Source organism: Afifella aestuarii, from assembly GCF_004023665.1.
GTDB lineage: Bacteria > Pseudomonadota > Alphaproteobacteria > Rhizobiales > Afifellaceae > Afifella > Afifella aestuarii.
Genome location: NZ_SAUF01000005.1, coordinates 206,568 through 220,110, shown reverse-complemented (window position 1 = coordinate 220,110; position 13,543 = coordinate 206,568). Strand labels below are relative to the sequence as shown.

The window sequence follows — 13,543 nt, the reverse complement described above, 5'->3', positions numbered from 1 at the left end:
ATCGGCGTCAGCCAGCCTGTCCGGTGCCACCAGCTTCTGGCTGAGTGGTGTCGTTGACGAGAGAACCCGGCTCGACCGACTGAAAATACGCCGATACAGCCTTCATCTCCTCATCCGTCAAAGCATGGGAGAGCTCGTCCATCGGATTGTAATCCCCGACATTGCCGCGATCGTTCTTCGCGAAGAGCTTCAATTGGTTCTCCGTATAGGTCGCATATTGGCCGCTCAGATTGGGGAAGACGCGAGACGTGAACTGCGTCTGTTCATGGCAGGAGAGGCAGGCGGAGACATTTCGGGACGGCACGCCGTCCTGGGCGATCTGGCGTCCCTTTTCGACGAGCGCCGGATCGAGCTTGTCCGCCCCGGGAGCGCGAACATCTGGCTGCGAGGCATAGTACTTTGCGAGAGCCTCGATCTGCGGCTGCGACAGTTGGGTGGCGACCGGGCGCATGAAGCCGCTGTGGCGCTCACCGCTGGCATAGGCTTCCAGGGACTTCTTCAGATATTGCTCGTTCTGCATGGCAAGGTTCGGAAATGCGCCGATGCCACGTCCTGTCCCATCCTCACCATGACAGCGACCGCACATCGGAAGCAGCGTGTCCTGCATGGCGAATTCTAAGAATCCGCTGGCCGGCGTGCTGGAGCGATACTCGGCCCGCTTCGCAGCCGGCGAGCGTGTATCCGGGAAATGATCGCCGAACTTGACGTCGAGCTTCTTGGTGATCGACCGCCCCTGCCCGTAAGCGAGATCGCTGTAGGTGGCGTAGTCCATTTCCGGCAACTTACGGAGGAAGGCCGCCATCGACCACGCTTCATCCTCGCGATCGGCGTCGGTCCAGGCGGGCATCGCCGTGTACTTGACACCATGCAGAACGATCCAGGCGAGTTCCTTGTTGCTCAGCTGATCGACAGACTCGACCAGGTACTGCGGACGCGGACGCATCTTCAGCACGACCGCGTTCTGACCGAGTTCGGGAGCGCCGTGGCACGACACGCAGACATGGCCGTAATGTGCGGCGCCTTGCGCGACCCGCCAGTCGGCATCGAAATCGTCGGGCTCCTTCAGATCACCCGCATGAAAGGCCACCGCCCGCTTCATGCCGAAATGCAGAAGATTCGCCCATCCCTCCGGATGAGGGATCGATGCGGCAAGATTGATAATGCCCGAAACGAGCACGACGACGGCAACAACGGCGACCGCGACGACGGCCGTGCCAAGCGGACCAATCCATAAGGACAGTCGGTCAGGAAAGAACTTATTCATGGTGGGAAGGGCAGCACCCGGAGGTTAGCGATAGCGTTTAAACTAGAGCTCAAACGCGCTCTGTCCCGCCACGTTCCGGGGTTTTTGCCACTTTTTAGCCGCCAAAAGGCACAATTGCGACGCGGGGGCTCAGCCTCATAGGCTCGAACGCTTGGCCAACTAAGCAGCTCGTCCGCCCCGCGCTAGCGGCTGTTCTCTGAGATAAGTCTCGCCGCCGCTGACGGAATTTCCCACGGCAGCATGTGGCCGGCGTCCGCGAAGACATGCACGCCGATCACCCCCGGCAGCCCGCGCGCCTGTGCCGCAGGCAGGATGCGATCTTGTTCTCCCCACAAGAGCTTCAAAGGGCAAGGGAGAGCCGCGATCGCCTCAAGAGGCAGCATCTTCTGGGCTCCACCGCTGTGCAACGTCTCGGAAATCGCCACAAGCGCCTCGCCCGCGCCCGGAGCCTCACGCTCGGCGGCAAGCCGGAGGATCAGGTCTTCAGACAGCTCGGCACAAAAGCCGACAAATTCCTCGAGCACCCGGCGCATCTCCTCAGAGCCGCGGGCCGCCGCGTAATGTGTCAAAGCGCGGTGGTTCACCGCCGGACCAAATCCACCCGGGGCGAGAAGCGTCAAGGAACGTGCCTTCTCCGGCTCCTTCAGCGCGATGAGCGCAGCCGCCGCGCCCCCCATCGAATGGCCGACGAGATGGAAGCCGTCCGGCGCGCGTTCGGCCAGGTCCGCCCGCACGGCACGGGCCGCAGTCACGGCATGGCCGAGTTCAGGATAGCCAAGCGAAGCCGCATGGCCGGGAAGATCGTAAAGAAGGATCGCTCTCTCACGTCCCAATTCGGCGCAGACATCGTCCCACGTCCGGTGCGAGCCACCAAAACCATGCAAGAGAACGACGGGAATCCCATCGTTCTTTCCCACCCGGCGCACGAACAAGGACGACATCTCTCCTGCCCCTCCCCTTTTTCTTGCAAACGGCTTACCGCTTTTCAGCAAAGCCCGGTAGGCGCGTTGCGAGGAAGAGCCTCACCAATCGATGATGATGCGGGTGTTCTTTGCGCCGCTGTGCTTGACGAGATTGTAGAGCTTGCGGGCATTCGCCGGATGCAGGCGCACGCAGCCATGCGAGGCGGGGCGCCCGAGGCTGCGCACGGAATTGGTTCCGTGGATCGCGTAGCCGCCGCGAAAGAAGATCGAATACGGCATCGGCGACATATCGTATTTTCGCGAATACCACATCCTGTGCATCCGCTGCGGCCGGTATGTCCCCGTGGGTGTGCGATAGCCCTTCCGTGCGGTCGAAACGGCCCAGGTATAGGCGAGCCGACCGTTGCTATAGACGCGCATCTTTTGTGCAGAGAGATCGATGCGAGCGGTTACTCCCGCTGCCGCTGCCCCCGCCGTAACGGGAAGGGCCAGAAGACACACGATCATCAGAGCGGCAAAGCGCATCACGCCCTCCAAGACGGCGGCCACCACAACTTTGCCGCACTTTGCCTCAGTCTAGACACAATTTCTAACCCCTACAAAGCGCTGAGAGCAGGCAAATCCCGCTACCGTTAAGCGAGTACAAAGAAGGACCTGGCGGGCCAGAGCGAGACACGCTGAGGTCGCACAACTCACTTTTCGGCAAAGTGTGCGCGCTTTTTATGCGTGACGAGTCGCGACGCATTGGCTAGCGTCGTTCCACAACATGGAACAGACAGTCGGCCAGCGCGGCATAGCGCGTGAGATCATCTTCAACGAAATGATCGGGCCCGAAGGGGCGCCGCGGAGCCATTACGTGACTCTCTCCGAATGGCTTGAACAACAGCCATCTCGCGAGTTGAGGCGCAAGCGGACCGAGGCGGAATCGATCTTCCGACGTCTAGGCATCACCTTCGCTGTCTATGGTTCCACCGACACGCTGGAACGCCTGATCCCGTTCGACCTCATTCCCCGCATCATATCGGCGGCCGAATGGCGCCTTCTCGAACGCGGCATCGAGCAACGGGTGCGAGCGCTCAACGCCTTCCTCCTCGACATCTACAACCGTCAGGAGATTATCCGCGCCGGTCGCATTCCGGCCGATATCATTCTGCGCAACGACGCGTTTCTGCCGGAAATGATCGGGCATCGACCGCCGCTCGGCGTCTTCAGCCACATCGTCGGCACCGATATCGTGCGCACGGGGCCGCAGGATTTCTTCGTTCTAGAAGACAATCTGCGCACACCTTCCGGCGTCTCCTACATGTTGGAGAACCGGGAGGCGATGCTGCACCTCTTCCCGGAGCTTTTTGCCCGCCATTGCGTCGCGCCCGTGCAGCATTATCCTGAGCTTCTGCGCCAGACGCTCGAAGCCGTGTCGCCGGTCGCGCCCGAAGAGACGACGATCGTGGTGCTGACGCCCGGCATTCACAACTCGGCCTATTTCGAGCATTCCTTCCTCGCCGACCAGATGGGCGTCGAACTCGTCGAGGGACAGGATCTCTTCGTCTCCGGCGGGGCGCTCTACATGCGCACGACGCGGGGGCCGATGCAGGTGCATGTCGTCTACCGGCGGATCGACGACGAATTCCTTGACCCCCTCACCTTCCGGCCGGATTCCATTCTGGGCGTGCCGGGGCTCATGGATCTCTACCGGGCCGGCGTCGTCACCATCGTCAATGCGCCAGGCACCGGCATCGCCGACGACAAAGCAATCTATTCCTGGGTGCCAGAGATCGTCGAGTTCTATACGGGTCAGAAGCCCATTCTGCAGAACGTCCCGACCTGGCGCTGCGCCGAGCCGGAAGCCCTGTCCTACGTCCTCGACCATCTCCCGGAACTCGTCGTGAAAGAGGTTCATGGGTCAGGCGGCTACGGCATGCTCGTTGGACCGACGTCTTCGAAGAAGCAGATCGAGAAGTTCCGCCGGATTTTGAAGGCACGGCCCTCGAACTACATCGCCCAGCCGACGCTCGCTCTGTCCGCCTGCCCGGCCTTCACAAAATCAGGCGTCGCGCCCCGTCACGTCGACCTGAGGCCTTTCAGTCTCGTCAGCGACCGTGTGCGCATCGTCGCGGGGGGGCTTACGCGCGTGGCGCTCAAGAAGGGTTCGCTCGTCGTCAATTCCTCCCAGGGCGGCGGCACCAAGGACACTTGGGTGCTGACCGATGAATGAGAGGACCCCCCGCCTGCATAGCACCGGATGCCAGCGCCCCAGGAATCTGTCGTCATGCTGAGCCGCGTCGCTTCGAGCCTCTTCTGGATGTCTCGCTATATCGAGCGGGCTGAGAATATCTCGCGCCTCTGCGAGGCAGGGTTTCGCATCTCTCTCACGCCAAAAGTCGGCGGCGGTCACAAGGAAGAATGGCTCTCGACGCTGAAAAGCGCGGGCGTTCTCGAAAGCTATCTCTCCATTCACGACGAAATCACAGGCGAGACCGCGATCAACTTCCTGCTGTTCGACGAGCGCAATGCGTCTTCGGTCAAATCGTGCCTCACATCCGCGCGCAACAACGCCCGCATCGTGCGCACCAAGCTCACCCGCGACATGTGGGAATCGTTGAACGACACCTGGATCGCCCTGCAGGCGGTGTCTCCCCAATCCATGACCAATGCCCGGCTACCGGATTTTCTGGATTGGGTGCGCCACCGCACGGCGCAGTTCCGCGGCGCTCTCCTCGGCACGGTCCTGCGCGACGAGGGCTACTATTTCAGCCAGCTCGGCGCCTTCACGGAGCGAGCCGACAACACGGCGCGGATCGTCGACGTGAAATACTACCTCCTACTACCGGATCACCAGGCGGTTGGCGGGGCGATCGACACCTATCAATGGGAAACGATCCTCAGAGCCGTTTCCGCGCAGCGCTCCTACCGGCACATCTTTCATGAAGATTACCGCCCCTGGCGGGTCGCAGAGTTTCTGATCCTGCGGCCGGAAATGCCGCGCTCCCTGCGTTTCTGCTACGACTGGCTCAACGTCACGATCGACGGACTGATTGAACGCCGACACCCAGAACTCAGCGCCGCGGAGCTCATTCGCAGCACCCATCAGCTTCTGAAAAGCAGCCAGATGGACGATATTTTTCAGGCGGGCCTACACGAATTTCTCACCGACTTCATCGACCGCAACAACCGCGTCACCGGAAACCTCGCGGTCGATTACTGCTTCGCGCAGGCGGCCTGATCATGCGGCTCAAGATCCGGCACGTCACCAACTACCAGTATGCAGCCGCCGGTCGCTACGCCATCCAACGGCTGCGCCTCACGGCCCGCGCGAATGCCTCGCAGACGGTCGAAGAATGGCGCATCGAAGCGCCCGGCATCGACGAAGCCGCCAGCTATACGGATGGCTTCGGCAACGTCACGCATCTCGTCACCCAGGACCAGCCGCTTGAAACATTGTCCATCATTGCCGAAGGCGTGGTGGTCACGAAGGACACCGGCGGGGTGACGGGGCGACCGCCCGAAGCCGCCAACCCAGCGTCCTTCCTGCGCAGCACAGCCAGTACGGAAACCTCCCCAGGCATCCGCAAGATTGCGCGCAATGCGAGAGGAGAGGACCGACTCTCCCTGTTGCACAGTCTGATGTCGGTAATCGGCGATCATATGAGTTTCGATACCGATGCGAGCCATTCGGGGACCAGCGCAGCGGATGCTTTCGCGGCCGGCTTCGGCGTCTGCCAGGATTATACCCACATCTTCTGCGCTGCCGCGCGCTCTCTGGAGGTGCCGGCTCGCTATGTGACCGGCTATCTCAGGCTCGACGACGAGGCTCCCGCGGTCGCACACCATGCCTGGGCGGAGGCTTTCATGCCGGAACTCGGCTGGGTCGGCTTCGACGTTGCCAACGGCATCTGCCCAACGGAAAATTATGTTCGCCTCGCCTGCGGCCTCGACGCACGTGCCGCCGCGCCTATAGTCGGCTTACATCGACAGGCGGGCGAAGAAATTCTGTCCGTAGACGTCGTCGTCGAACAGCAGCAGCAATAGCGAGCGCGGGCTGCCCCGGAGAAGCGGAAATGACGTATTGCGTGGGCCTGCGCCTCGACCGAGGGATCGTCTTCGCCTCCGACACGCGCACCAATGCGGGCGTCGACAACGTTTCCATCTTCAAGAAGATGCATATCTGGGAGCGGAAAGGCGAGCGGTTGCTCGTGCTTTTGTCCGCCGGCAATCTCTCGGTCACGCAATCCGTCGTCTCGCTCCTCAATGAAAGGCTGCATCTCGCTGCCGATGGCAGCGAGCCCTCGCTCATGACGGTGGAGACGATGTTTCAGGCGGCGCGCCTCGTGGGGCAGACGGTGCGCGAGGCTCTCGCCGACCAGGACGAAGCCGCCAAGGAGAATCCGGGCCTCTTCTCCGCGTCCTTCATCTTCGGGGGCCAGATCGAGGGAGACATTCACCGCCTCTTTCTGATCTACCAGGAAGGCAACTTCATCGAGGCAACCAAGGACACGCCGTACTTCCAGATCGGCGAGCACAAATATGGCAAGCCGATCCTCGACCGCGTCACGGTGGCACCGATGCGCATGGGCGAAGCGGCGAAGCTCGTGCTCATCTCCTTCGATTCCACCTTGCGCTCGAACCTGTCCGTCGGGCTGCCGATCGACCTCCTCATCTACCGCAAGGACACGCTGACGATCGGCGAGCAGCGGCGCATCGAGGCGGAAGATCCGTATTTCCGCAAACTCTCGCATGCCTGGTCTGAGGCGCTGCGCGACGCATTTGCCCGCATCGACGAGTACGAGGCGCTCGATGCCGGCGGCCCGCCCCCGATCAGCCTCGTGCCATCGAAGCCGGCCGCCAAGGAAGAAGCTTAGGCGGCCTCGCCTTGCGGGCCGTCGGGCAGGAGAATCTCCATCCCGTTGCGCTCGGCAATGGCCTTGAGAGCCGGAATATCGGGAGCCTGAAAGGGCGGAAACTCACGCGTACGTGACGGCACGGCGTCACCCGCTTGAGTGTAGAATCCCTCATGAACGAGGCCCGGCGTGTTGATCACCAGAAGGCGGGCCGGCTCCTTTCCAACATTCTTGAAAGCGTGGGCCGCCCCCGTCGGGACCTTTACGAAATCGCCGGGGCCGGCTGTGAAGGTCTTGCCGTCCAGCATGAACTCGAACGTTCCCTCGACCACATAAAAGGCCTCATCGTCGCCGGGATGACGGTTCGGCGGGGCTCCGGCGCCAGGTGCGCTCAAAGTCTCCACCAGACAATAGGCTCCGCCCGTCTCAGGACTTCGCGCCAGGAAACGTACGAGGTTGCCGAAGAGGTGATACGTATCCGTCGCTGTCGACATAGCATGTCCTTTCCGCGGCTTGTCGCCCCCTGCCCTTGCTCCACAAATGAGATACCATTATCCTAATGAGACAACATTCTCAAGAAATTTAGGTGTCATGCAGACTGCAGGTGGAAGGCTGAAGCAAAAGGCGCGCACACGGCGCGATTTGTTGGAAGCGGCGCGCCGGCTGGTGGATCGCGGAGAGACGGTGACGGTCCCCACGGCCGCGGACGAAGCCGGGATCTCGCGAGCGACCGCCTATCGGTACTTTTCAAGCGCCGACATCCTCACGCTCGAAAGCGTTCTCGATCTTCAGGTGCTTCCCGCTGAAGAGGTCATAGCGGGCGCGTCGACAGTGAGAGAAAGGGTCATGCGCGTACACCGACATCTCATCGATCTGACCCGGACGGCCGAGCCGCAATTCCGGCTTTTTCTCGCGCGGACTCTCGATGCTTCGGTCAGCGAAGGCGCGGCCAAGGCGAGAGCTCTCCGCGGCGGCCGTCGCGTCGCGATGTTGGAGGTCGCCCTGGAACCGGCGCGCACGAGACTTGGTAAGGCGAGCTTCAGAACGCTCGTCAACGCCCTTTCGGCCGTGTCGGGGATCGAGGCCGGCGTTGCCCTCAAAGACGCCTGCGCGCTCAACAACGAAGACGCCGACCGCGCCACCACCGCGATCGTCGAGGCGCTGCTCGCGCGCTACGGCGTCGATGCAGAAACCGACGACACATTATCTGGCGCCTGACGCTGGACGCGTCGGGCCGTGTCGATGAAAGCTCGCAGCTTGGGTGAAAGCGAAGCGCGTTTCGGAAAATAGAGAAAAAGACCGGGCTCCTCGATCGCGGATTGCGAGAGAAGCTGCACGAGCCGCCCTTCCGCAATGTCGACGCGCACGAGCGGCTCAAAGAGGTAGGCGATGCCAAGCCCCTCCCCTGCCAGATCGAGCGCGCTCATCGCATCGCTCACGACGAGCGGGCCGCGTGTCTCCACTGCGACATCCTTGCCGTTCTCCGAAAGCTCCGAGCGATAGAGAGCCCGCGAGCGGCTTCCGCGAAATCCGATGCAGTGATGCGCGGCGAGATCGGCAATCATCTCCGGCCGGCCGCGGCTTGCGAGATAATGCGGCGAAGCCACGAGGATCACCTTGAAGGCCGGGGTGAGACGGACGGCCACCATATCGCGCGATCATCTCGCCGAGACGAACCCCCGCCTCGAAACCCTCGCCGACGATATCGGCAAGCCCCTCATCGACGGTGATGTCGACCGTCACATCCGGGTGCCGGTCGACCATCTCCTACAGGATACGGGTGAGCGTCAGCGGCAAGGCGAGCCGCGGAGTGTTGAGCCGCAAGACACCGCCCCGCCCCCCTTTCGCGGCCCGCAGGCGTTCGATTTCATCAGCGATATCGGCAAGCGCCGCCGAAGCGGCAGCGGTATCATACGGTGATCCGTTTCCTACCGCATGGTCGGCATGATGAATTCGGCTCCGTCCTTGATGCCGGAGGGCCAGCGCGAGGTCACCGTCTTCGTCTTCGTATAAAAACGAATGGAATCGGGGCCATGCTGATTGAGATCGCCATAGCCTGACCGCTTCCAGCCGCCGAAGGTGTGATAGGCCAACGGCACCGGAATCGGCACGTTGATGCCGACCATGCCGACTTCCACCTTCGAGGCGAAGTCGCGAGCGGCATCGCCGTCGCGCGTAAAGATCGCCACGCCGTTGCCGTATTCGTGCTTCGTCGGCAGATCGAGCGCTTCCTGATAATCCTTGGCGCGGACCACGGAGAGGACAGGCCCGAAGATTTCCTCTTTGTAGATGCGCATGTCCGCCGTGACGCGATCGAACAGGCAACCGCCCATGTAGAAGCCGTTCTCGTAGCCCTGCATGGTGAAGCCGCGGCCGTCGACGACGAGGTCGGCGCCCTCTTCGACACCGAGATCGACATAGCCGCGTACCTTCTTCACCGCCTCGGCCGTGACGAGCGGACCAAAATCGGCGTCGGGGTCGGTCGACAAACCGATCTTCAAGCTCTCCACGCGCGGAATGAGCTTCTCCATGAGCCTGTCAGCAGTCTCCTCGCCCACCGGGACGGCGACGGAAATCGCCATGCAGCGCTCACCGGCAGAGCCGTAGCCGGCACCGATCAGGGCATCGACCGCACGGTCCATATCGGCGTCCGGCATGACGATCATGTGGTTCTTGGCGCCGCCGAAGCACTGCACGCGCTTTCCGGCCGCGCAGCCCTTCCCATAGATGTACTCGGCGATCGCAGACGAGCCGACGAAGCCGATCGCCTTGATGTCGGGATCCTCAAGAATTGAATCAACGGCCTCCTTGTCACCGTTGACGACGTTGAGAATTCCAGCCGGCAGTCCCGCCTCGATCATGAGCTCGGCGAGGCGCATGGGCACGCCGGGATCGCGCTCGGACGGCTTCAGGATGAAGGCGTTGCCGCAGGCGATCGCCGGGGCGAATTTCCACATCGGGATCATGGCCGGGAAATTGAACGGCGTGATGCCGGCGACGACGCCGAGAGGCTGGCGCATGGAATACATGTCGATGCCCGGCCCGGCGTTCTCGGAGAATTCGCCCTTCATCAAATGGGGGATGCCGCAGGCGAACTCCGCCACTTCGAGGCCGCGCTGAATATCGCCGCGCGCATCCGGAACGGTCTTGCCATGCTCGCGCGCCAGAAGCTCGGCGAGGCTGTCGTATTCCTGATGTACGAGTTCAAGAAACTTCATCAAAACGCGTGCGCGCTTCTGCGGGTTCTGCGCCGCCCAGCCCGGCTGCGCCGCCTTGGCATTCTCCACCGCCTCGCGCATTTCCGCGCGCGATGCGAGCGCCACTTTCGCCTGCACCTCGCCGGTCATCGGCAAGAACACGTCGGCCGTGCGCCCGCTCTTGCCCGCCACATTGCGACCGCCGATGAAATGTCCGATTTCGCGCATTCAGTTCTCCTTGTCGCGCTCCTTCGATCCTGCTGCAGACATTCCGGAGCCTTCAGCGAGTGATCGCCGCAGAGGACGAGAAAAACAACCCCGGGCAGCTCACTCTTGCCCTGCGGCGATGACAATCCACCTGTTGTGAACCTATGGTCGGTCCGCATGCGGGGTTCGATGAGCAAGAAATATCTCGATTTCTACATGATCGACGGCAGCGATATCGTGATCCGTCCTGCCCCGCGCGAGCGCCGATGGATGGATCAGACAAGCCATCGCTTCGCCTATCGCTGTCTGCCTCTCGCCATCGCCAACGCGCATTGCTGGGAAATCCTGAACCCTGTGACATTCACCGCCAGCTGGGACGGCACCGATGCGTTGGAGGCGATCGATATCAGCTACCGAGAAGCGCACCGGCATGCTGCGATGAGCCATTTCGGCCATGGCATTCTCACGTTCACGGTGCCGGCGCTGATCCGCACACCGCCGGGATATGATCTTTGGGTCATGGGCCCACCCAACCTCATCAAGGCCGACATCCAGGCCCTCAACGGCGTGGTTGAGACGGATTGGGCGACCGCCACCTTCACCATGAACTGGCGCTTCACCCGTCCTGGCGCGCGCGTCACCTTCGAGAAAGACGAGCCGTTCTGCGCCTTCTTTCCAATCCGCCGCGGCGAGATCGAAACCTTTCAAACACGCCGCCGAACGCTCGGTGACGATCCGGAGCTTGCGGCCGCCTATCATGAATGGGCGGAAGGACGGCGAAGCTTCAACGAAGAGCTCGCCTCGCCCGATTCTGATGCCGCGCGCAAGAAATGGCAGCGTGACTATTTGAAGGGGCCGCACGAGGCGTTGTCGCCACCACACCGCACCAAGGTCGTCTTGCACAAAACCAAGAAAACAGACGACTGAGCGCATCCAAGTCTTCGCCCGCGCAAAGCCAGGCCAGACCTTCACGCAGTTCTCACGCCGAAGATGCCGGGAACCGCAACGATCCCGACGGCGTTTCTTGCTGCAAAAGAGCCGGCCCAACGGGGGCGCCGGACAAAACAAAGGTTCTCCATGTCGGTCGGAACAATTCTTCTTATCATCTTGATCTTGATCCTCCTCGGTGCAGTGCCGGCCTGGCCCTATAGTCGCGGCTGGGGCTACGGACCCTCCGGGATCGTCGGCCTCATCCTGGTCATCCTCATCATCATGCTTTTGCTGGGATATGTCTGAGACGGCGTAGATCGGTCGCACCATCGCCTCGCTTGATGGGCGGGGCGCAGTCTTCCATATCATCAACGATGAGGCGGCGGTCTTTCACGGCCGCCGCCTTTTTGATGTGGACCTCGTTGGAGATGATGATGAGAAGAGCGATGTTGTTCAGCCTGGCTGCCGTGGCTTTCGGGGCGGTCACAGGTTCCGCACACAGCCAGGATTTTGACGCCGCCTCCGTCTTCACGACCAAATGCGCCACCTGCCATGGCACGCTGGCGCCCAATAAAGCCGCGATGGCAGAGCTCGACCTCGAACAATTTCAGGAAAAGATCGCCACCCATCCCAAGCTCGGCGGGGTCGTGGAAGGGCTGACCGAGCCCCAGATCGAGGCGATGCACAGCTACGTGCAGGAGAAATAGGCGACAGGCTGGCCGCAGGCGACCGCGCGCCGCACTTCTTCCTCCTCCCACCGCCGCCTAAGTCTCTTTTGTCCGACAATGAAGGCGTGTCCAAGCGGGCGTGCCGATCGGTCAATGGGGGATTTTCATGAAGTGGGCAGCACTCGGCCTCGTGGCGGTTGGCGGCGTCATCGGCCTGGCCGTCGCAGGCGCGACCACTACTGTGGTCGAGAAGACCGGCACCAACGAATTTTGCCTGGCGTGTCACGAAATGTCGTGGCCGCAGGAGACCTACACCCAGCAGGCGCACTACAAGAACGCATCCGGCGTGCGTGCGCCCTGCATCACGTGTCATGTCGATAGCCACCCATGGACCGATTACCTGTGGGGCAAGGCGACGGCCGGCGCCAAGGACGTGTGGGGACACTTCACCGGCAAACTGTCGACGCGCGAGGAGTATGACGCCAAGCGCGAAGAGATGTCGGAACAGGTCTGGGCCTATCTGGAACGCACGGATTCGGAGACCTGTCGCTCCTGTCATGACGAAGCCGCCATGGCGCTTGAAAAACAGAGCCCGGCGGCACAATTCGCTCATCCGCAGGCGCAAGCCGCCAACCTCACCTGCATCTCCTGCCACAAGGGGATCGGCCACGGCCCCGTCGGCGACGAGGCAGCCGCAGCCGCGCATCGGCCGGCCAAAGAGATGGCAGATCTTGCGGGCGAGCTCACCGACGTGCTTGGTTCTGGGAAATGATGCGACGTGGCCGGCGTCTCTGATGGCGTCGGCCACGCAGCTTTTGAGGCCAGATGTCACGACACCTTGAGACGACGCGTTTCGTCGCGCTGCCCCAGGAAGAGGTCTTCGACCTCGTGGCCGACGTTGAGAGCTATCCCGAATTCCTTCCAGGCTTCCTGGAGGCGCGCATCCTGAAGCGAGACGGTGATGCTCTCCTCGTGATGCAGCGCGTCGGGCTGCCGGGCCTCACAATTTCATTTCGCAGCCGCGCCGAACTGACGCGGCCGGACCATCTTCTGATCACCTCCCACGACAAACCGTTTCGTTCGCTGCGCCATGAATGGCGGTTTGAGGCGATCGAAACGGCCCGCACCAAAGTGACGATGCGCGTCGACTTCGCCCTCGTCGGCGCGGGACTTGGCGGATTCAAGGAAGCTGTGGTGCGCCAGCTCTATGCCCGCTCCGTGGAAGCTTTTGAGGCACGCGCCCGAGAGCGGGCACTCGCGCAAAGTCGCAAAGCCCGCAACGGCAACGGCGGCGGGAACGCCGACGGCATTACATAAGCTGTGCGCGACCGAGAGATAACGGCGCACCGCGGCTTGACGGTGAAAAAACCCCACCGTATATCGCACGCGGTCCGTTAGCCTTGCATCGCGAGGCGGCCTGCGGGCGGCGGAGTAGCTCAGTCGGTTAGAGCAGCGGAATCATAATCCGCGTGTCGGGGGTTCGAGTCCCTCCTCCGCTACCAGCCCTTTTCTCATG

17 protein-coding genes and 1 tRNA gene are annotated in these 13,543 nt (G+C 62.1%); 12 read left to right on the top strand and 6 right to left on the bottom strand.

The features are described from left to right. Positions 1-7: 7 nt before the first annotated feature. The 3 genes from EO094_RS15195 to EO094_RS15185 form a co-directional block, all read right to left on the bottom strand. Positions 8-1,264 (bottom strand): c-type cytochrome, encoded by a 1,257-nt coding sequence (locus EO094_RS15195; protein WP_128293775.1) that lies wholly within the window; start codon positions 1,262-1,264, stop codon positions 8-10. 182 nt (positions 1,265-1,446) lie between these two features. Next, entirely contained in the window at positions 1,447-2,205 is a 759-nt protein-coding gene (locus EO094_RS15190) for an alpha/beta fold hydrolase (protein WP_128293774.1), read from the bottom strand. Between the two features lie 81 nt (positions 2,206-2,286). Beyond that, a complete protein-coding gene (locus EO094_RS15185; RefSeq protein WP_246008552.1) occupies positions 2,287-2,712 on the bottom strand; it encodes a L,D-transpeptidase in 426 nt (141 codons plus the stop codon). A gap of 241 nt (positions 2,713-2,953) precedes the next feature. On the opposite strand from EO094_RS15185, the gene EO094_RS15180 reads away from it, so the two are divergent. The 4 genes from EO094_RS15180 to EO094_RS15165 are packed head-to-tail and all read left to right on the top strand — an operon-like array spanning position 2,954 to position 7,046. Continuing rightward, positions 2,954-4,402, top strand: a complete 1,449-nt coding sequence (locus EO094_RS15180) for a circularly permuted type 2 ATP-grasp protein (RefSeq protein ID WP_425455908.1) — start codon at positions 2,954-2,956, stop codon at positions 4,400-4,402. Positions 4,403-4,456: 54 nt separating this feature from the next. After that, a complete protein-coding gene (locus EO094_RS15175) occupies positions 4,457-5,410 on the top strand; it encodes an alpha-E domain-containing protein (RefSeq protein WP_128293773.1) in 954 nt (317 codons plus the stop codon). Between the two features lie 2 nt (positions 5,411-5,412). Beyond that, a complete protein-coding gene (locus EO094_RS15170) occupies positions 5,413-6,216 on the top strand; it encodes a transglutaminase family protein (protein ID WP_128293772.1) in 804 nt (267 codons plus the stop codon). A 29-nt stretch (positions 6,217-6,245) separates the two neighbouring features. Next, on the top strand, positions 6,246-7,046 hold the full coding sequence (locus EO094_RS15165; protein WP_246008551.1) for a proteasome-type protease: 801 nt from the start codon (positions 6,246-6,248) through the stop codon (positions 7,044-7,046). On the opposite strand, the gene EO094_RS15160 is transcribed toward EO094_RS15165, so the two are convergent. Then, positions 7,043-7,519 carry a cupin domain-containing protein gene (locus tag EO094_RS15160; RefSeq protein WP_128293771.1) on the bottom strand — a complete coding sequence of 159 codons (477 nt, stop codon included), beginning with the start codon at positions 7,517-7,519 and terminating at the stop codon, positions 7,043-7,045. The genes EO094_RS15165 and EO094_RS15160 overlap by 4 nt on opposite strands. Before the next feature lie 97 nt (positions 7,520-7,616). On the opposite strand from EO094_RS15160, the gene EO094_RS15155 reads away from it, so the two are divergent. Then, a complete protein-coding gene (locus tag EO094_RS15155; protein WP_164879687.1) occupies positions 7,617-8,243 on the top strand; it encodes a TetR/AcrR family transcriptional regulator in 627 nt (208 codons plus the stop codon). Here the strand turns inward: EO094_RS15155 and EO094_RS18795 are convergent. Further along, the gene (locus EO094_RS18795) at positions 8,198-8,674 is read right to left on the bottom strand and encodes a LysR substrate-binding domain-containing protein (protein WP_246008550.1); all 477 of its coding nucleotides are present in this window, start codon (positions 8,672-8,674) and stop codon (positions 8,198-8,200) included. The genes EO094_RS15155 and EO094_RS18795 overlap by 46 nt on opposite strands. Between EO094_RS18795 and EO094_RS18790 the strand changes: the two genes are divergently transcribed. Further along, on the top strand, positions 8,655-8,945 hold the full coding sequence (locus tag EO094_RS18790; protein ID WP_246008549.1) for a hypothetical protein: 291 nt from the start codon (positions 8,655-8,657) through the stop codon (positions 8,943-8,945). The two genes, EO094_RS18795 and EO094_RS18790, sit on opposite strands and share 20 nt — an antisense overlap. A gap of 8 nt (positions 8,946-8,953) precedes the next feature. Here EO094_RS18790 and EO094_RS15145 read toward each other — a convergent pair whose 3' ends face one another. Beyond that, positions 8,954-10,450, bottom strand: coding sequence for a CoA-acylating methylmalonate-semialdehyde dehydrogenase (locus tag EO094_RS15145; protein WP_128293769.1), 1,497 nt, complete (start codon positions 10,448-10,450; stop codon positions 8,954-8,956). A gap of 168 nt (positions 10,451-10,618) precedes the next feature. Between EO094_RS15145 and EO094_RS15140 the strand changes: the two genes are divergently transcribed. From EO094_RS15140 to EO094_RS15115, 6 genes are all read left to right on the top strand, one after another. Beyond that, on the top strand, positions 10,619-11,356 hold the full coding sequence (locus tag EO094_RS15140; RefSeq protein WP_205649943.1) for a DUF6065 family protein: 738 nt from the start codon (positions 10,619-10,621) through the stop codon (positions 11,354-11,356). A gap of 150 nt (positions 11,357-11,506) precedes the next feature. Further along, a complete protein-coding gene (locus EO094_RS15135; protein ID WP_128293767.1) occupies positions 11,507-11,665 on the top strand; it encodes a DUF3309 family protein in 159 nt (52 codons plus the stop codon). Between the two features lie 140 nt (positions 11,666-11,805). Continuing rightward, positions 11,806-12,066 carry a c-type cytochrome gene (locus EO094_RS15130; protein WP_128293766.1) on the top strand — a complete coding sequence of 87 codons (261 nt, stop codon included), beginning with the start codon at positions 11,806-11,808 and terminating at the stop codon, positions 12,064-12,066. Between the two features lie 127 nt (positions 12,067-12,193). Beyond that, a complete protein-coding gene (locus tag EO094_RS15125; protein WP_128293765.1) occupies positions 12,194-12,799 on the top strand; it encodes a NapC/NirT family cytochrome c in 606 nt (201 codons plus the stop codon). Between the two features lie 53 nt (positions 12,800-12,852). Next, positions 12,853-13,344 (top strand): type II toxin-antitoxin system RatA family toxin, encoded by a 492-nt coding sequence (locus EO094_RS15120; protein ID WP_128293764.1) that lies wholly within the window; start codon positions 12,853-12,855, stop codon positions 13,342-13,344. Between the two features lie 108 nt (positions 13,345-13,452). After that, positions 13,453-13,529 (top strand) — tRNA-Met (locus tag EO094_RS15115). The last annotated feature ends 14 nt before the right edge of the window (positions 13,530-13,543 follow it).